This window comes from Rhizobium sp. 22-785-1, from assembly GCF_053521965.1.
The window spans coordinates 29642-47430 of the sequence record NZ_JBNWDI010000012.1 but is presented as its reverse complement, the minus strand read 5'-3'; the positions used below and the strand labels follow the sequence as shown (position 1 = coordinate 47430).

17 protein-coding genes and 1 pseudogene are annotated in these 17789 nt (G+C 57.9%); 13 read left to right on the top strand and 5 right to left on the bottom strand.

What is annotated here, in order from left to right; genetic code table 11:
• Positions 1-112: 112 nt before the first annotated feature.
• Positions 113-2368 (top strand): DNA topoisomerase IV subunit A, encoded by a 2256-nt coding sequence (gene parC / locus ACQZ5M_RS19740; RefSeq protein WP_449080627.1) that lies wholly within the window; start codon positions 113-115, stop codon positions 2366-2368.
• A 45-nt stretch (positions 2369-2413) separates the two neighbouring features.
• Here the strand turns inward: parC and ACQZ5M_RS19735 are convergent, their stop codons facing one another.
• From ACQZ5M_RS19735 to hemB, 5 genes are all read right to left on the bottom strand, one after another.
• Positions 2414-2809, bottom strand: coding sequence for a type II toxin-antitoxin system death-on-curing family toxin (locus ACQZ5M_RS19735; protein ID WP_449080626.1), 396 nt, complete (start codon positions 2807-2809; stop codon positions 2414-2416).
• Complete coding sequence (locus tag ACQZ5M_RS19730) at positions 2806-3027, bottom strand: AbrB/MazE/SpoVT family DNA-binding domain-containing protein (RefSeq protein WP_062600515.1); 222 nt, start codon at positions 3025-3027, stop codon at positions 2806-2808. The genes ACQZ5M_RS19735 and ACQZ5M_RS19730 overlap by 4 nt, the downstream gene beginning before the upstream one ends.
• Before the next feature lie 60 nt (positions 3028-3087).
• A complete protein-coding gene (locus tag ACQZ5M_RS19725) occupies positions 3088-3846 on the bottom strand; it encodes an arginyltransferase (RefSeq protein WP_296084458.1) in 759 nt (252 codons plus the stop codon).
• 124 nt (positions 3847-3970) lie between these two features.
• A complete protein-coding gene (locus tag ACQZ5M_RS19720) occupies positions 3971-4429 on the bottom strand; it encodes an RDD family protein (protein WP_449080625.1) in 459 nt (152 codons plus the stop codon).
• 64 nt (positions 4430-4493) lie between these two features.
• Positions 4494-5507: a porphobilinogen synthase gene (gene hemB, locus ACQZ5M_RS19715; protein WP_449080624.1), complete on the bottom strand. Its 1014-nt coding sequence runs from the start codon at positions 5505-5507 to the stop codon at positions 4494-4496.
• Between the two features lie 333 nt (positions 5508-5840).
• On the opposite strand from hemB, the gene ACQZ5M_RS19710 reads away from it, so the two are divergent.
• The 12 genes and pseudogenes from ACQZ5M_RS19710 to ACQZ5M_RS19655 all read left to right on the top strand — a co-directional run bounded on the left by ACQZ5M_RS19710 (position 5841) and on the right by ACQZ5M_RS19655 (position 17767).
• Entirely contained in the window at positions 5841-6278 is a 438-nt protein-coding gene (locus ACQZ5M_RS19710; protein WP_296013891.1) for a DUF6163 family protein, read from the top strand.
• Positions 6279-6510: 232 nt separating this feature from the next.
• Entirely contained in the window at positions 6511-7020 is a 510-nt protein-coding gene (gene ldtR / locus ACQZ5M_RS19705; RefSeq protein ID WP_186330162.1) for a transcriptional regulator LdtR, read from the top strand.
• 306 nt (positions 7021-7326) lie between these two features.
• A complete protein-coding gene (locus ACQZ5M_RS19700; protein WP_296101073.1) occupies positions 7327-8658 on the top strand; it encodes a L,D-transpeptidase family protein in 1332 nt (443 codons plus the stop codon).
• A 186-nt stretch (positions 8659-8844) separates the two neighbouring features.
• On the top strand, positions 8845-10134 hold the full coding sequence (glyA, locus tag ACQZ5M_RS19695; protein WP_296038337.1) for a serine hydroxymethyltransferase: 1290 nt from the start codon (positions 8845-8847) through the stop codon (positions 10132-10134).
• 12 nt (positions 10135-10146) lie between these two features.
• Positions 10147-10626, top strand: coding sequence for a transcriptional regulator NrdR (nrdR, locus tag ACQZ5M_RS19690; RefSeq protein ID WP_296013887.1), 480 nt, complete (start codon positions 10147-10149; stop codon positions 10624-10626).
• Positions 10627-10630: 4 nt separating this feature from the next.
• A complete protein-coding gene (gene ribD, locus ACQZ5M_RS19685; protein ID WP_449080623.1) occupies positions 10631-11719 on the top strand; it encodes a bifunctional diaminohydroxyphosphoribosylaminopyrimidine deaminase/5-amino-6-(5-phosphoribosylamino)uracil reductase RibD in 1089 nt (362 codons plus the stop codon).
• The gene (locus ACQZ5M_RS19680) at positions 11719-12330 is read left to right on the top strand and encodes a riboflavin synthase (RefSeq protein WP_449080622.1); all 612 of its coding nucleotides are present in this window, start codon (positions 11719-11721) and stop codon (positions 12328-12330) included. The genes ribD and ACQZ5M_RS19680 overlap by 1 nt, the downstream gene beginning before the upstream one ends.
• A 57-nt stretch (positions 12331-12387) precedes the next feature.
• A pseudogene (locus ACQZ5M_RS19675) lies at positions 12388-13022 on the top strand (LysE family translocator).
• 136 nt (positions 13023-13158) lie between these two features.
• Entirely contained in the window at positions 13159-13605 is a 447-nt protein-coding gene (ribH, locus tag ACQZ5M_RS19670; RefSeq protein WP_449080621.1) for a 6,7-dimethyl-8-ribityllumazine synthase, read from the top strand.
• Positions 13606-13609: 4 nt separating this feature from the next.
• On the top strand, positions 13610-14107 hold the full coding sequence (gene nusB / locus ACQZ5M_RS19665; RefSeq protein ID WP_296013880.1) for a transcription antitermination factor NusB: 498 nt from the start codon (positions 13610-13612) through the stop codon (positions 14105-14107).
• Positions 14108-14204: 97 nt separating this feature from the next.
• Complete coding sequence (locus tag ACQZ5M_RS19660) at positions 14205-15425, top strand: MFS transporter (protein ID WP_449080620.1); 1221 nt, start codon at positions 14205-14207, stop codon at positions 15423-15425.
• A 203-nt stretch (positions 15426-15628) separates the two neighbouring features.
• Positions 15629-17767, top strand: a complete 2139-nt coding sequence (locus ACQZ5M_RS19655) for a sodium-translocating pyrophosphatase (protein ID WP_449080619.1) — start codon at positions 15629-15631, stop codon at positions 17765-17767.
• Positions 17768-17789 lie beyond the last annotated feature (22 nt).

Genomic DNA, 17789 nt, shown 5'->3' with positions numbered 1-17789 from the left:
ATTGCGGCACAAAAACAAGATTGTATGGAAATATAGGCTTAACGCTTGTCATCCACAGCGCAGAAAGCCCGGATTTCTTGCCCGGAGCGCCTATTTCCGATAGGCAGACGCCATGGGAAAAAATTCTGTTCCGCCATCAGGCGGGGATGACGATCATATTGTGCCGGTCGATTTGAAGGCGGCGCTCGAAGAGCGCTACCTTGCCTATGCGCTATCGACCATCATGCATCGCGCACTTCCGGATGTTCGTGACGGCTTGAAGCCCGTTCATCGACGCATCGTCCATGCCATGAGCGAAATGGGCATCCGTCCCAATTCCGCGTTCAAGAAATGCGCTCGTATCGTTGGCGATGTCATGGGTAAGTTCCACCCTCATGGCGATGCGTCGATCTACGACGCTCTCGTGCGGCTGTCTCAGGATTTTGCCATTCGTTACCCACTGGTCGATGGCCAGGGGAACTTCGGCAATATCGACGGCGATGGCGCGGCTGCCATGCGTTACACCGAAGCGCGGATGACAGACGTCGCGGCCCTGCTCCTGGAAGGGATCGAGCAGGACGCAGTCGATTTTCGCCCGACCTATAACGAGGAAGACGAAGAGCCGGTCGTTATGCCTGGCGCCTTCCCGAACCTTTTGGCAAACGGTTCCTCCGGCATCGCGGTGGGTATGGCGACATCCATTCCGCCGCACAATGCCCATGAAATCTGTGATGCGGCCCTTCATCTGATCAAGCATCCGGATGCGAGCGTCGAGACGCTGCTGGAATTCATCCCCGGTCCCGATCTGCCGACGGGCGGCATCATCATCGAGAGCCGCGAAAACATTCTCGAAGCCTACAAGACAGGTCGCGGCGGTTTCCGCGTTCGTGCCAAGTGGGAAACGGAAGATCTGGGGCGTGGCGGTTACCAGATCGTCATCACCGAAATTCCCTTTCAGGTACAGAAATCCCGCCTGATCGAAAAGATAGCCGAGCTGCTGCTTGCCCGCAAGCTGCCGCTTCTGGAAGACGTGCGCGACGAATCCGCCGAAGATGTTCGTATCGTCCTGGTGCCAAAGAACCGTACCGTGGACGCGACGCTGCTGATGGAATCGCTGTTCCGTCTGTCCGATCTGGAAAGCCGCATTCCGCTGAATATGAACGTGCTGTCGCTTGGCCGTGTGCCGAAGGTGATGGCATTGAACGAGGTGCTCACCGAGTGGCTGGCGCATCGCAAGGACGTGCTTGTTCGCCGCTCAAGATTCCGACTGGCAGCCATCGACCGTCGACTGGAAATTCTCGGCGGCCTGCTGATCGCCTATCTCAATATCGATGAGATCATCCGCATCATCCGCGAAGAGGATGAGCCGAAGCCTGTCATGATGGCGCGGTTCGGGCTGACGGATAATCAGGCCGAAGCCATTCTCAATATGCGCCTTCGCTCTCTGCGCAAGCTGGAAGAATTCGAGATCCGCACGGAGTTCGACGAACTCACCAAGGAGAAGGGCGAGATCGAGTCTCTCCTGGCATCCGATGAGAAGCAGTGGCAGGCGGTCTCCTGGGAGATCGGCGAGGTCAAGAAGAAATACGCCAAAGCAACCGAACTTGGCCGCCGCCGCACGCAGTTCGCCGATGCCCCGAACGCCGATGTCGAAGCCATTCAGCAGGCGATGATCGAGAAGGAACCGGTCACGATCGTCATCTCGCAGAAGGGCTGGATCAGAGCGTTGAAGGGTCACATGTCGGACACGTCAAGCCTGACCTTCAAGGAAGGCGACGGGCCGAAGCTCGCCTTCCCGGCGCAGACGACCGACAAGTTGCTGCTCGTGACCACCGGCGGCAAGGTCTATACGCTGGGCGCTGACAAGCTGCCTGGCGGCCGCGGCCACGGAGAGCCGGTACGCATCATGGTGGATATGGAGAATGATCAGGATATCCTGACCGCCTTCGTCCACGATGCATCCCGCAAGCTGCTGATCGTCTCGACCGGCGGAAATGGCTTTGTCATCCCGGAAACGGAAATGGTCGCCAACACCCGCAAGGGCAAGCAGATCATGAACGTTTCTATGCCGGATGAAACCAAGCTCGTGGTGCCCGTCATCGGCGATCACGTCGCTGTAGTGGGCGAGAACCGTAAGATGCTAACCTTCCCATTGTCGCAAGTGCCGGAAATGTCGCGCGGCAAGGGTGTCCGCCTGCAGCGTTACAAGGATGGTGGCGTCTCGGATGTGAAGTGCTTCACGATCGCCACCGGTCTGTCCTGGGAAGACAGCGCTGGGCGCTCCTTCTCCAAGGTCGGGGACGAGCTGCTTGAATGGATGGGTGATCGCGCCGGTGTCGGCCGCAGCGTTCCGAAGGGCTTTCCGCGCAGTGGGAAGTTCGGCGGCTAAAGGACGTCGCAAAACCGTATAGCGGTTTTGCGACGGCACAGGTCATCAGATGCTTGTCAGTGGGATAACGTGGTCTTTTAGGAAGCGTGTTGTCCCCTCTTCGTCAATTTCGCCTGCCGCCACAGCCATGACAAACGCGTAAAGCTTGGCGTCATCCGTTTCCAACATGAAGCCGTTTTCCATCAAGAAAACGCCGGTCGTCACGATCACGATTCTCTTGTTGCCATCAACAAAAGGGTGATTCCTCGCAGGGCCAAATAGATAGGCTGCCGCGAGTTCGCAGACATCGTTGCATCCGTAGCCAGCTTTGTTGATAGGCCTATTGAGCGCAGAATCGAGCAATGCACCGTCCCTAAGCCCGTGGCTTCCGCCGAAGTGCTCGATTTGCATGTGGTGCAGTTGCTCAACAAGTTTGCCGTCGAGAAAAACGAAATCCGTCATTCTGCCAGCTTCTTCAAAGCGACCTTATATTTGTCCATGAAGATCCGCGCGTGCTCTAACTGCCGCGTAAAGGCCTCATCTGCTGGCCGGATGTGCCATTCACCTTCTTTTCTTTCGAGGCTTATAGCATCGCCAGCCTTTACTCCAAGGCTTTCCAGAACCTCTTTCGGGATGATGATCCCTTCCGAATTGCCAATCTTGCGAACCGTCACGTTCATCTCGAACACTCCGTTATAACGTTGTTATAACATGGTGTGACAGATGTGGCAATTGCAGGGTCACACGGTTTCTGGCGTGTATAATTCCCAGCCGCGCGGCGTTAGATGCTCTTGGGGATGGTAGCGTGTCTTATATCCCATCTTGTCCGAGCCATCGACCCAATAGCCCAAGTACACATGGGGCAGGCCAAGCGTGCGGGTGCGGGCAATGTGATCCAGAATCATGAAGGTGCCGAGCGAGCGTTTCTCAAGTTCGGGATTGAAGAAGGAATAGACCATGGAGAGGCCATCGCCCATCAGGTCGGTAAGAGCGACAGCGATCAGTTCTCCGCGCTTGCTGTCGTCGATACCCGCGCCCGGCTCTCGCTTTCGGTACTCGATGATGCGCGTATTGACGTGGGTGTCTTCCACCATCACCGCATAATCCAGAGCCGACATGTCCGACATCCCACCCGATGTGTGACGGTGATCGAGATAGCGGCGGAAGAGCGAGAATTGTTCGGTTGATGGTTCGGCTCGATGGACTGTTGCCACGAGATCGCTGTTGGTCGCCAAGATGCGCCGCATCGATTTCGTTGGACTGAAGCCGTCAGCAAGAATTCTGACGGATACACAGGCGCGACAATTCTCGCAGGCCGGGCGGTAGGCGATGTTTTGAGAACGACGGAAGCCGCCCTGAGTCAAGAGATCGTTCATTTCCGGAGCACGTGGACCCACCAGATGTGTGAAAACCTTCCGCTCCAACTGGTTCGGAAGATAGGGGCAGGTTGCCGGTGCGGTGAGGTAGAATTGCGGCGAAGGCGTCGTCTGCGTGTTCATCGAACCCAATCGCTCCCTTCGCAAATCAGCCTTCTCGGTCAGAATGACAAAAAGGCGGAAAACGTCAACTCTCGAAGAGATCTGTCAATAAAATTGAAGCCGCCTAAGCGGCCTCAGCCTATCGTCATCGTGTTCTGACCGTGACCGTTCCGAGAAGAAAGTCGTGGACCAGTCTGGATCGCTCGGTGAAGAGCCCTGCCAGAAGAATGAACGGCGTCAGAATTGAATTGATCACCCAGAAGAGCACAATATGGGCGGTCGAAATCAGGAAGTCGATCCGGCCGCCGTCAAGCCGCGCCATCTGAATGCCTGCCATCCGCATACCAGGCGTGGCCTGCGCCGAACTGCCAAGCGTCATCCCGAAATACAGGATCGCCACGATAAAGAACAACGCCGGAAAGAGCATCCAGACTAAGCCAAGTGTAATGACACCCAGAAAGAACACGATCACCGCTGCCGGAATGCACAGAAGGAGCACCATAATGTAGTCGATGATGAATGCAACGACTCGGCGGCTCAGGACGCCGCTATAGGCGCGCCAGTCCTCTGTCGGCACATAAGTCGGGTCCGGGTTGAAGCTCATGGGCGGTTTCTCCTTTTCAACAAAGATATGGGTTGGACCACCGCAAATACAATGAGCTCGCCCCTCAGCCTTTTGCGAGCTTTTTCGCCACGTCGACGGCGAAGTAGGTGAGAATCCCATCGCATCCGGCCCGCTTGAAGCAGAGCAGCGTTTCCATCATCACCCGGTCGCCGTCGATCCAGCCATTCATCGCCGCTGCCTTCACCTGCGAATATTCGCCCGACACCTGATAGGCGAAGGTCGGGAGGCCGAACGCTTCTTTGAGGCGCCAGCAGATGTCGAGGTAGGGAAGACCGGGCTTTACCATGAGCATGTCTGCGCCTTCTTCAACGTCAAGCGCCGCGTCGCGCATCGCTTCGGTGCCATTGGCCGGGCTGATATAATAACTGTTCTTGTCGCCCTTCAGAAGGCCGCTTGTAGAGATAGCCTCGCGATAGGGCCCATAAAAACCGGAAGAGAATTTCGTCGCATAGGACATGATGCCGACACTCTGGTGGCCTGCCGCATCCAGCCCACGACGAATGGCACCGATCCGTCCGTCCATCATCTCGGAGGGGGCGATGATATCCGCCCCCGCATCCGCCTGCATGATGGCCGCTCTCACCACCTGATCGACGGTCTCATCGTTGACGATATCGTCGCCGCGCAAAATTCCGTCATGGCCGTGACTGGTAAAGGGATCGAGCGCCACATCGGTAATAACGCCGATATTGGGAACCGCCTTCTTGATTGCAGCCGTTGCCTGGTTGATCAGGTTATTGGCTTCCAGCACCTGCGAGCCTGTTTCGTCGCGAAGGTCCATTTCGATATTGGGGAAAGTCGCTATGGCGGGAATACCGAGGTCGGCTGCTTCCTTCACCGCCTCCACGAGTTTATCGACGCTCATGCGATTGACGCCCGGCATGGCTGGAATTGGATCGATGATATTCGTGCCGGGAACAACGAAGACCGGCCAGATCAGATCGTCCGCCGTCAACTGGTTCTCGCGAACGAGCCTGCGCGTCCAGTCCGCCCTGCGGATGCGGCGCATGCGGCGGTGGCCAGTGATGTGATCTACCAAATGGGTTTTGTCGGTCATGTCTTTTCCTTTGGAGTCTGTCCGGCGTACAAAGTCCACCGACCCGGCTCTCTTATGGTCTTTACGTCTGAATGGTTGAAGCCAGGCGTCTAGCCTGCTGTGATCGAATGCCAGAATGTGCTTAGGGCATACCATAAGGGAAACAGGAAGCGAATGCGACGCTGTGACCCACAGCGTGGCCGAAAATCCTGGGCGCTGCTCTATCGCGATGACGTTTCGTGTCCAGGCATTGCGGCGGCGCAGGAAAGGTTGAACTCCCCCTCGCTGAAGAGGGCTGTGGCCTTGCGCATTTATCGATTGGCAGATTGGGCCCGGCAAACGTATCTTCGCGACATGGAACCTGATTCTCCAACCTCGCCTAAAATGCCGCTGACCGAAATCCTCTATCTCGTCTTTCTCAGACTGGTGGCGGCCTCGTGTTTCTGGTTCGGGCTGCAGTACTGGGCAATGCTGACCGGCTATTCGCTAAGCGGTCATGCCCGTTTCGACATGCTCAATCTGCCCTGGCGTGTCGCAGGCACGGGCCTCGCCGTCGTCTTTCCTGTTGCAGCGCTTGGTCTTTGGCTCGGTGTGTCCTGGGGTGCGGTTATCTGGGTTATCGGCGCCGGTGCGCAGATCGCCATGTATAAGGTCTGGCCCAATATCTTCGGCAGCAACACTCTGGTTCCCGTCATGCACTGTGTTGTAGCAACCATTTATATACTATTCCAGATCGCTTTCTGGCTGGATGCGCGTCAAAATGACGAGCGCGCAAGAATTGATTCACCATAATAATAAAGCTGTTTCGGCGCGATTTTCACGTTTTTATCGGCGCAAGTGATTGAATTTGTTGGAAATCGAAAATCCGTCTCTATTCCTCTGGTGCATCGGGTTCCAGGCGCTGGTGTACGGTAACCACTCGTTAATGATGCATTTTAAGTAGAATTTTATGCGCATTGCTTAGGTTTGTTCTCAAGGCGGGAAACAAAATCAACACCGCCAAACAAACAGTGAGGCAGTCATGATCAATAGTAAAGCAAAGCCACAGGCAGTTGTAACCGACGTACAGGAAGAAGCCATCCGTTCGCTCTACATGGAGTCTCTCCACCTGGTCGAACGCCTGCACCGCCGCCTTCTCGATGTCATCAAGGACGAGTTCGACCGTCAGGGCCGTGATGACGTCAACGCCGTTCAGGCGCTGCTCCTCTTCAACATCGGCACCTCCGAACTGACCGCCGGCGAGCTTCGTTCGCGCGGTTACTATCTCGGCTCCAACGTTTCCTACAACGTCAAGAAGCTGGTCGACCTCGGCTTCATCAACCACCAGCGCTCGCGCATCGACCGCCGCTCGGTTCGTATCTCTCTCACCGATAAGGGCCAGGACATCGCCGAAACGGTTGCCCGTCTCTATGAGCGCCACATCGGCTCGATCGAAAAGGTCGGCGGCATCGGCACCGGTGAATTCGCCGAAATGAACAAGCTGCTGCAGCGCCTGGATCGCTTCTGGAACGACTCGATCGCATATCGCCTCTAAGAGCAGCGCCATCCATATTTGCAAAGCCGGATGCCAAAACGCGTCCGGCTTGTTGCATTTTTGTGCGGTTCACGTTGAAAAGGCCTGGCGACACAGCTTCGTGAGCAGTGTCAAGGTGACACGAATTGGCCATATTGGTATGGGACCGCCAAAGCGAGGGAGCCGGCGGTCTCTTCCATCATCGCATGATGCGTCAGTTTTGATTTCGCATGAAGTATTTCCTGCCGGCAGGCGTCCGAAAACGTTTGTTAATCATGTTGTTCTAGGCATCCATAAGGTTGCCTGACGAAATGGCTGGTAGGTAGAATGACTAAGAAATCCGTGCCCGAATTGCTCTCTCGCCGCGCCATGCTGCGCTCCGCCGTTTCGCTCGGCGCTGTCGCGCTGGCAGCACCTGCGCTGGCGCAGGACGCGTTCAACGATCTGATCGGATCGTCGCGCCGCGGCAACTGGGACGATCAGTTCGATGCGAACTCCTCGCGCTCGGCCGTTGGCGTCGTTTCCAACAATCCGGTTCTTGGCCCCGAGGCGCCCGCCTACATGCAACAGGCGATCATGCAGTATCAGCAGATCGTCTCCAATGGTGGCTGGCCGGAAGTGCCGTCAAGCCAGCAGCGTCTGCAGATCGGCGTCAGCGATCCGTCCGTCCAGGCGCTTCGCCAGCGTTTGATGGTTTCGGGTGACTTGCCGCGCGAAGCGGGTATTTCCAGCGCCTTCGATTCTTACGTCGATGGTGCGCTCAAGCGGTTCCAGGCGCGCCACGGCCTTCCGGCAGACGGCGTGATCGGCGAATATACGCTTAAGGCGCTGAACGTTTCTGCGCAGCTGCGCATGGCGCAGTTGCAGACCAACCTTATCCGCATTCAGACGATGGCTGGCGACCTCGGCCAGCGCCACGTGATGGTGAATATCCCGGCTGCCTCGATCGAAGCTGTCGAGAACAATCGCGTGGTTCTGCGCAATACGGCAGTCGTCGGCCGCGCCAGCCGCCCGACGCACATTATCAACTCCAAGATTTACGAGATTATTCTCAATCCATACTGGACGGCTCCGCGCTCGATCGTCGAGAAAGACATCGTTCCGCTGATGCAGAAGGACCCGACCTATCTGGAGCGCAACAACATCCGTCTTTTGGATGGTCGTGGCCAGGAAGTGTCTCCGCAGACGGTCGACTGGTTTGCGCCCAAGGCTCCGAACCTGATGTTCCGTCAGGACCCCGGCAAAAACAACGCTATGTCCTCGACCAAGATCAACTTCCACAACCCGAACAACGAATACATGCACGACACGCCGCAGCAGGGCCTGTTCAACAAGCTGATGCGCTTCGAATCCTCCGGTTGCGTGCGTGTGCAGAACGTGCGCGACCTGACGAGTTGGATGCTGCGTGACACGCCCGGCTGGTCGCGTCAGGAAATCGAGCGCGTCATTGCAAGCCGCGTCAACACGCCGATCAAACTCTCCACCGAAATCCCGGTCTACTTTGTCTACATCACCGCATGGTCGGCAAAGGATGGCGTGGTGCAGTTCCGTGACGATATCTACGGCAATGACGGCAATGCCGAACTAGCGCTCAATACGACCAACACGCAGGAGCAGCCATCCGGCTCCATCGGCGAGGATCTATTGCCGCGCAACTGATCGCTGTTCAGAAAGACAAGAAAGCCGCGCCCAATCGGACGCGGCTTTTTTCTTTGTGCATGTCGCGCATTTTGCATTTTTTTCGCGCGACGTCGCAGTTTGACGGTCAAATCTCGCTGCGCTTATTGCTCTTATACGGGTGGGGCGCTAAGACGCCATCGCATTACTGTTTCAGGAGCCTTCATCATGTCGAACACAGATGCCTTCTTCTCCAAGCCGCTTGCCGAAATCGATCCGGATATCTTTGGCGCGATCGAGAAGGAGCTGGGTCGCCAGCGTCACGAGATCGAGCTGATTGCCTCGGAAAACATCGTGTCCCGCGCCGTGCTCGAAGCCCAGGGCTCGATCATGACCAACAAGTACGCTGAAGGCTATCCGGGCAAGCGCTATTATGGTGGCTGCCAGTTCGTCGATATTGCCGAAGAGCTTGCCATCGACCGCGCAAAGAAGCTGTTCGGCGTCAACTTTGCCAACGTTCAGCCAAACTCCGGTTCGCAGATGAACCAGGCCGTTTTCCTCGCGCTGTTGCAGCCGGGCGATACCTTCATGGGTCTCGACCTGAATTCGGGAGGTCACTTGACCCACGGTTCGCCGGTCAACATGTCCGGCAAGTGGTTCAACGTCGTCTCCTATGGCGTTCGTGAAGGCGACAACCTGCTCGACATGGACGAAGTGGAACGCAAGGCTAAGGAAACCAAGCCGAAGCTCATTCTGGCTGGCGGCACTGCCTACTCCCGCGTTTGGGACTGGAAGCGCTTCCGCGAGATCGCAGACGAAGTCGGCGCTTATCTCATGGTCGACATGGCGCATATTGCAGGCCTCGTTGCCGGTGGCCAACATCCCTCACCATTCCCGCATGCGCATGTGGCAACCACCACCACGCACAAGTCTCTGCGCGGCCCGCGCGGCGGCATGATCCTGACCAACGACGAAGATCTTGCCAAGAAGTTCAACTCGGCAGTCTTCCCAGGCCTCCAGGGTGGCCCGCTGATGCATGTCATCGCCGCCAAGGCCGTTGCCTTCGGTGAAGCGCTGAAGCCGGAATTCAAAGATTACGCAGCCCAGATCGTCAAGAACGCCAAGGCGCTGTCCGAAACGCTCATCGAAGGCGGCGTTGACGTCGTTTCCGGCGGCACGGATAACCACCTGATGCTGGTCGATCTTCGCAAGAAAAACGCCACTGGCAAACGTGCGGAAGCAGCACTGGGCCGCGCCTACATTACTTGCAACAAGAACGGCATTCCTTTCGACCCGGAAAAGCCTTTCGTCACCTCCGGTATTCGCCTTGGCACGCCGGCTGGTACGACCCGTGGCTTCAAGGAAGCCGAGTTCCGCGAAATCGGTAAGTTGATCGTCGAAGTTCTCGACGGTTTGAAGGTTGCCAATTCCGACGAAGGCAATGCCGCTGTGGAAGCGACTGTACGCGAGAAGGTCGTTGCACTGACCGATCGTTTCCCGATGTACCCTTACATGTAAGAAAGCAACTGGATGCGCTGCCCTTTCTGCGGTTCTGAAGACACTCAGGTCAAGGACTCACGTCCGGCGGAGGATAACACCTCCATCCGCCGGCGGCGCATCTGCCCGGATTGCGGCGGCCGTTTCACCACCTATGAGCGCGTTCAGTTGCGCGAGTTGATGGTTATAAAGAAGAGCGGCCGCAAGCTGGCATTCGACCGGGAGAAGCTTGTACGATCTTTCGAGATCGCACTTCGCAAGCGCCCGGTCGATCGCGACCGTATCGAGCGCGCCGTTTCCGGCATCGTTCGGCGGCTGGAAAGCTCTGGCGAAACCGAAATCTCGTCGGAAGAAATCGGTCTCCAGGTGCTGGAAGCCCTCAAAAGCCTGGATGATGTGGCGTTCGTTCGCTACGCCTCGGTGTACCGCGATTTCTCTCACGCCGAGGATTTCGAAAACGTGATTGCGGAAATCAACGCCAAGATCGCCCGCGATACAGATTCCGGGACCTGATACTGTGGCTCCCCGGGCCGAAGACGAAAGATTCATGGCGCACGCCATTGAAATTTCGCGTCAGAACACTGGCTTCACCGATACCAATCCTTCCGTTGGCTGCGTTCTCGTCAAGGATGGCGTGATCGTCGCCGAAGGCATTACCTCCGTTGGCGGCAGACCGCATGCGGAGCGCAACGCGCTGGATATGGCAGGCGACGCAGCCCGAGGCGCGACAGCCTATGTCACGCTCGAGCCCTGCGCCCATTGGGGAAAGACGCCCCCTTGCGCCAATGCCCTGGTCGACAGAGGCATTGCACGTGTCGTCGTCGCCGTGGATGACCCTGATGAGCGCGTTGCGGGACGCGGCTATCGCATCCTGCGCAATGCCGGTATCGATGTCGAGACGGGGGTGCTGCGCGAGGAGGGCGAGAGGGCGCTTGCAGCCTATCTCACACGCAAGATCAGGCGACGCGCTCACGTCGTGCTGAAACTTGCTGTTTCCGCTGACGGCATGATCGGTCGCCAGGGTGAGGGCCAGATCGCTATCACAGGTCCGGAGTCGCGCCATGCCGTGCATGAGTTGCGCGCGCGTTGCGACGCCATTCTTGTCGGCATCCGAACTGCGATCGCCGACGATCCGGAACTGACGGTTCGCATTCCAGGCCTTGAGGATCGCTCGCCTGTGCGTCTGGTGCTCGACAAGCGGCTTGAACTGCCCCTGACCTCAAAGCTGGTAAAAACCGCGCGGCAGGTAAAGACCATCGTCGTAACGGACCTTCCCTACGACTATACTCACCGAAAGCTCCAGGGGCATCTGCTGGAAGCGGAAGGCGTGGAAATACTCGAGGCCTCCAGTCTCGACGCACTTTTGCGCGCGCTTGCTGAGCGGGGAATGTCGGAGCTTCTTGTAGAGGGCGGGGCCGTTGCCGCCCGCGCGTTTCTGGATGCCGGGTTCGTGGATCGGATCCTGCTGTTCGAAAGCCCGGTCGTCATCGGTGCTGATGGTATTGAAACACCGGTCCGGCGCGCCGATATCCCACAGGACTATTTCCTTGCCAGCGAGACCGTCTATGGTCGCGATCGCTGTTTCGATTATGAAAGGCCGCTTTGATGTTTACCGGGATCGTCACCGACGTCGGAACCGTGTCCGAGCTTCACCCGCTTGCTGAGGGCGTGCGCTTGCGCGTCGCAACCAACTACGATCCGAAAACCATCGATATGGGCGCGTCCATTTCCCATGGCGGCGTCTGCCTGACGGTGACGAAGTTGCCGGAAGAGGGGAGCAACGAACGGTGGTATGAAGTCGAGGCCTGGGAAGAGGCGCTTCGCCTTACCACGATCTCCGCTTGGGCGAAGGGAACCCGCATCAATCTCGAACGCGCCTTGAAGATAGGCGATGAGCTTGGCGGCCATATCGTTTCCGGTCACGTCGACGGCAAGGCGGAGATATTGTCCGTCGAGTCGGAAGGGGAGGCTGTGCGCATCCGTCTGCGCGCGCCGGAGCATCTGGCGAAGTTCGTCGCACCGAAGGGCTCGGTTGCGCTGGATGGAACATCGCTCACCGTGAACGCTGTAGAAGGACCGGATTTCGATGTTCTGTTGATCCGACACACCTTGACTGTGACCACCTGGGGCGACCGCAAGCCTGGCGATTTCGTCAATTTCGAAGTCGATACCATGGCGCGCTATGCGGCACGGCTTGCGGAATTTCCGTCGAAATAGGACGCTCATTAAATTGCAAGGGGCGTCGTTTGAGCGCCAAACCCTGCGGAGCTCACAATGGCGTCTTATGAACTGCTTGCGGCATTCCTGGTTACGACGGCTCTGTTTGCCTATGTGCCGGGACCCGCTATGCTCTATACAATCGCACAGACCATGGCGCGTGGCCGCGCTGCCGGCTTGATGGCCGTGCTCGGCGTTCATCTTGGCTGCTACATCCACATTGTTGCTGCGGTTGCCGGACTTTCGATGCTCTTTCAGGCGGTGCCTTGGCTTTATATTGCGGTCAAGTTCGGCGGCGCTTGCTATCTCATCTGGCTTGGCTTTTCCATGCTGAGAGTCCGGCTCAGTGAAGACACGACCGGCAGTTTCACGATTGGCCAAAAGTCTTCCAAGCGGGCCTTTATCGATAGCGTCGTCGTCGAAATGCTGAACCCGAAGACGGCTTTGTTCTTCCTTGCCTTTCTGCCGCAATTCGTCGATCCGGCCGCGGCATTCCCCGTCTGGCTCCAGTTCCTGATCCTCGGCGTCGCGGTGAACATCATTTTCACCTCTGCTGACTTCGTTGTTGTCATGGTGGCCGGACTGGCCGCGGGGCGGCTGAAGCGGTCGGCTTTCGCCCAGGGAGTTGCCGGCGTGCAGCAGGTGCGATTTTGATGGGGCTCGGTCTCCATCTGGCATGGCAAAGAAGCTAATCGCGCGTGAGAAATCGGGTTCACCGGGTCGCGCACGCGGCAGCAATGCGTTAAAAGTGCTTGCCAAGCGCGGCCAGCCATGGTTTGACCGCGCCAAAAGCCGGTATGATCCGGCGCAGATTTTCAGGAAACTCCCATGTCCCAGCCTCATCTTCTCATCGTGGAAGCACGCTTTTATGACGATATGGCCGACGCTCTGCTTGATGGCGCAAAGGTTGCGCTCGAAGAGGCCGGCGCCACATACGATATCATCACCGTTCCAGGCGCTCTGGAAATCCCGGCAGCGATCGCCATCGCGCTCGATGGCGCAGACAATGGTGGAACGGAATATGACGGCTTCGTCGCGCTTGGAATGGTCATCCGTGGCGAGACCTATCACTTCGATATCGTCGCCAATGAATCGTCGCGCGCCATTATGGACCTGACGGTCAGCGAGTCGCTCGCTATCGGCAATGGCATCCTGACTGTCGAGAACGACGAGCAGGCATGGGCGCGGGTTCGCCGCTCCGACAAGGACAAGGGTGGTTTTGCCGCACGTGCTGCGCTGACCATGATCGAGCTGAAGAAAAAGCTGGGTGGTTGATCGGATGACGAGTGTCGAAAACGGCGCTGAGCCGCGTCAGCCTTCCATCAAGCCCGTCAACCAGCGTGGAGCTGCTCGCCTGGCTGCGGTGCAGGCGCTCTATCAGATGGATGTCGGCGGCACCGGCGTCCTGGAAGTGGTTGCCGAATATGAGGCGCACCGGCTCGGCAAGGAAGTGGATGGCGAAACCTATCTGAAGGCCGATCCCTCGTGGTTCCGCTCCATCGTGTCCGGTGTCGTGCGCGACCAGACCAAGATCGACCCGCTGGTGCGTTCCGCCCTTCAGGAAGACTGGCCGCTCTCGCGTCTCGATACGACGGTGCGCGCCATTCTGCGCGCTGGTACTTTCGAAATCCTTGAGCGGAAAGACGTTCCGGTTGCTGTCATCGTCACCGAATATGTCGAAATAGCCCGTGCCTTCTTCGAGCATGACGAGCCGAAGCTCGTCAATGCGGTGCTGGATCGCATCGCAAAGCAGGTTCGCGGCGACGCGAAACGATAGGTTTTCCGTCCTCGCTTTTTGATTTCCCGCAAAGATGAACTGACAGTCACGTTGTAGTCTTTGCGGGAGATATCCCGGTTTGGAAGGTGGGAAACAGATGAGCGCGGTGCCAATTACCGGCCTGGAAGGTCAATTATCCGAGGCCAAGCGCAACGTTTTCCTGCTCACCGCCGCACAGGCCATTCTTGGCTCCGCCGGTCCATTGAGCTTTTCAGTCGGGGCGCTTGCCGGGTATCAACTCCTCGGCGCCGACAAATCGCTGGCAACAGCACCGCTCACCGGCTTCAACATCGGCGTCGCATTCGGCGCAGTGGCAGTTGCGCTTGCATCTCGTCTACTCGGGCGCAAGGCAGGCTTCATTCTTGGCGCACTCCTTTGCTCGACGGGCGGCGCCTTGGCGGCAGTCGCTCTCTTTCGCAGCGATTTCTGGCTCTTCGCTCTGGGTCTTATGCTCATCGGGCTTGCCGGCGGTTTCACTCAGAAAATCCGCTTTGCGGCGGCCGATGCCTCTCCTTCATACTATAAGCCTAAGGCCATCTCCTTCATTCTTGCAGGCGGGGTCGTATCCGCCATCGTGGGACCTCAGCTTGCCATCGTCGGCAAGGATGTGCTCGCTCCCGTCACCTTTGCTGGTACTTTCATCGCGCTCGTGCCGCTTGGACTTCTGGCCGCCGGGATCTTGTGTTTTCTGGAGCTGCCGGAGTTGAGGCAGTCAGTGTCCAGTGTTCCGGCACGGCCGCTTCTCAAGATCATCGCCACGCGCCGTTTCATCACTGGCATGATCTGCGGCATTGGTTCCTACGCCTTGATGACATTCATGATGACAGGTGCGCCGCTTGCTATGGTCGTGGGCTGCGGTTTTCCCAGCGAACTCGCGACACTTGGGATACAGTGGCATGTGCTCGCCATGTTCGGGCCGAGCTTTTTTACCGGGATGCTGATTACCCGCTTCGGTGCCGAAAAGGTTGTAGCGTCAGGCCTCGTCATACTGATGGCTTGCGCCGTTGTTGCGCATTTGGGTGTGGAGCTCTGGAACTTTTGGCTGGCGCTGATCCTGCTCGGGGCCGGATGGAATTTCGGATTCATCGGCGCGACTTCAATCGTATCCTCGAGCTACCGGCCGCACGAAGCAGACAAGGTACAGGGTTTTCATGACATCGTTCTGTTCGGTACGGTGGCTCTGTCGTCCTTCTCGTCAGGCCAGGTTTTCACTGCCTGGGGCTGGTCGGTGATGAACCTAGTCATATGGCCGGTCGCGGGCCTTTGCCTTCTTCTCGTGCTGTCGCTGATTTTCAGCCGGAAGCAAAAAGCCGTCTGAATCAGGACCATAAGCAGCCGGGCACTATCTTCACACTTGACGCGACGCCTCGTCGCAACGCAATCTCGCAACCGCAAGCCATTCTCCCGGGGAGGGGAACAAGTGGCTCATCCTGGTGTAAGGCGTTCTGCGCCTCACGCCCCGCATGTGGTTTCGCCCGCCGGGGAGATGTGACGAACCGGCACAATGGGAGGTAAGTGCGAATGACCGTCATTGCATTGGTAATTTTATGCGGAGCCCTTTCGATCGCATATGCGATTTGGGCAACGAAAAGCGTTCTGGATGCCGACCAGGGCACGGAACGCATGCGCGAAATAGCAGGTTATATCCGTGAGGGCGCGCAGGCCTATCTTGCCCGCCAATATCTCACCATCGCAATCGTCGGTATCATCGTTACGGTCGCCGCATGGTTTCTTCTCTCTCCAGAAGCCGCAGTCGGCTTCGTCATCGGCGCGGTTCTTTCCGGTGCTGCCGGCTTCGTCGGCATGCATGTGTCGGTACGGGCCAATCTTCGCACTGCGCAAGCTGCCTCCCATAGCCTCGCTGCAGGCCTGGACATCGCCTTCAAGTCAGGTGCCATCACCGGCATGCTTGTTGCCGGTCTCGCCCTACTCGGCGTCTCCATTTATTATTTTATCCTGACCTCGGTGCTTGGCCATCCAACCGGCTCGCGTGAGGTGATCGATGCCCTTGTCTCGCTCGGCTTCGGCGCATCTCTGATCTCCATTTTCGCACGCCTTGGCGGCGGTATCTTTACCAAGGGTGCAGATGTTGGTGGCGACCTCGTAGGCAAGGTCGAGGCGGGGATCCCGGAAGACGATCCGCGCAACCCGGCCACCATTGCCGACAATGTGGGTGATAATGTCGGCGATTGCGCAGGCATGGCAGCCGACCTCTTCGAGACCTATGCGGTGTCTGTCGTAGCGACGATGGTTCTGGCGGCCATCTTCTTTGCTGGCGCGCCCGTGCTGGAAAACGCCATGCTCTACCCGCTGGCAATCTGCGGCGTTTGCATACTGACGTCGATTGCCGGCACCTTCTTCGTCAAGCTCGGCACCAACAATTCGATCATGGGCGCCCTCTACAAGGGCCTGATCGCCACCGGTATCTTCTCGATTGCCGGGCTCGCGATTGCAACCTCGCTCACCATCGGCTGGGGTTCTATTGGAACGGTGGCCGGAATGGACATTACCGGCACCAATCTGTTCTTCTGCGGTCTTCTTGGCCTGTTGGTCACAGCACTGATCGTGGTGATCACAGAGTATTATACCGGCACCAACAAGCGCCCCGTCAACTCCATTGCCCAGGCGTCGGTCACCGGCCACGGCACCAACGTCATCCAGGGCCTTGCGGTCTCGCTGGAATCGACGGCGCTGCCTGCAATCGTGATCGTCGGCGGCATCATCTCCACCTATCAGCTCGCGGGCCTCTTCGGTACGGGCATTGCGGTCACCGCCATGCTAGGGCTTGCCGGCATGATCGTGGCGCTCGATGCCTTCGGCCCTGTCACGGACAATGCCGGCGGCATTGCCGAAATGGCCGGTCTCGACCCGGATGTGCGCAAGGCCACCGATGCGCTCGATGCTGTCGGCAACACCACCAAGGCCGTGACGAAAGGGTACGCCATCGGTTCTGCCGGTCTTGGCGCACTGGTCCTGTTTGCGGCTTACGCCAACGACCTTTCCTACTTCGCGGCGAATGGCGCGACCTATCCATACTTCCAGGATGTTGGCGAAATCTCCTTCAGCCTCTCCAACCCTTATGTGGTTGCGGGCCTGATCTTTGGTGGCCTCATTCCCTATCTCTTCGGTGGCATTGCCATGACCGCCGTGGGCAAGGCGGCAGGCTCCATCGTGGAGGAGGTCCGTCGTCAGTTCCGCGAGAAGCCGGGCATCATGCAGGGCACGGAAAAGCCGGATTACGGCAAGGCGGTGGACTTGCTGACCAAGGCCGCCATCCGCGAAATGGTCATCCCATCGCTATTGCCGGTCTTGGCGCCGATCGTCGTTTACTTCGGTGTGCTGTTGATCTCCAGCTCCAAGGCCTCGGCCTTCGCTGCCCTTGGCGCCTCACTGCTTGGCGTGATCATCAATGGGCTCTTTGTCGCGATCTCCATGACCTCGGGCGGTGGTGCCTGGGATAATGCCAAGAAGAGCTTCGAAGACGGGTTTGTCGACAAGGATGGCGTGCGCCATGTCAAAGGCTCGGATGCTCACAAGGCTTCGGTGACCGGCGATACGGTAGGCGATCCCTATAAGGATACGGCCGGTCCGGCAGTCAATCCGGCGATCAAGATCACCAATATCGTGGCGCTGCTGCTGCTGGCGATCCTGGCCGGTTGATCCAGAGGAAGCGGACCGCTCT

Excerpts from the sequence above, each read along its gene's own strand:
- parC (WP_449080627.1), top strand. The coding sequence starts at position 113 with ATGGGAAAAAATTCTGTTCCGCCATCAGGCGGGGATGACGATCATATT.
- ACQZ5M_RS19735 (WP_449080626.1), bottom strand. The coding sequence starts at position 2,809 with ATGACGGATTTCGTTTTTCTCGACGGCAAACTTGTTGAGCAACTGCAC.
- ACQZ5M_RS19730 (WP_062600515.1), bottom strand. The coding sequence starts at position 3,027 with ATGAACGTGACGGTTCGCAAGATTGGCAATTCGGAAGGGATCATCATC.
- ACQZ5M_RS19725 (WP_296084458.1), bottom strand. The coding sequence starts at position 3,846 with ATGAACACGCAGACGACGCCTTCGCCGCAATTCTACCTCACCGCACCG.
- ACQZ5M_RS19720 (WP_449080625.1), bottom strand. The coding sequence starts at position 4,429 with ATGAGCTTCAACCCGGACCCGACTTATGTGCCGACAGAGGACTGGCGC.
- hemB (WP_449080624.1), bottom strand. The coding sequence starts at position 5,507 with ATGACCGACAAAACCCATTTGGTAGATCACATCACTGGCCACCGCCGC.
- ACQZ5M_RS19710 (WP_296013891.1), top strand. The coding sequence starts at position 5,841 with ATGGAACCTGATTCTCCAACCTCGCCTAAAATGCCGCTGACCGAAATC.
- ACQZ5M_RS19700 (WP_296101073.1), top strand. The coding sequence starts at position 7,327 with ATGACTAAGAAATCCGTGCCCGAATTGCTCTCTCGCCGCGCCATGCTG.
- glyA (WP_296038337.1), top strand. The coding sequence starts at position 8,845 with ATGTCGAACACAGATGCCTTCTTCTCCAAGCCGCTTGCCGAAATCGAT.
- nrdR (WP_296013887.1), top strand. The coding sequence starts at position 10,147 with ATGCGCTGCCCTTTCTGCGGTTCTGAAGACACTCAGGTCAAGGACTCA.
- ACQZ5M_RS19680 (WP_449080622.1), top strand. The coding sequence starts at position 11,719 with ATGTTTACCGGGATCGTCACCGACGTCGGAACCGTGTCCGAGCTTCAC.
- ribH (WP_449080621.1), top strand. The coding sequence starts at position 13,159 with ATGTCCCAGCCTCATCTTCTCATCGTGGAAGCACGCTTTTATGACGAT.
- nusB (WP_296013880.1), top strand. The coding sequence starts at position 13,610 with ATGACGAGTGTCGAAAACGGCGCTGAGCCGCGTCAGCCTTCCATCAAG.
- ACQZ5M_RS19660 (WP_449080620.1), top strand. The coding sequence starts at position 14,205 with ATGAGCGCGGTGCCAATTACCGGCCTGGAAGGTCAATTATCCGAGGCC.
- ACQZ5M_RS19655 (WP_449080619.1), top strand. The coding sequence starts at position 15,629 with ATGACCGTCATTGCATTGGTAATTTTATGCGGAGCCCTTTCGATCGCA.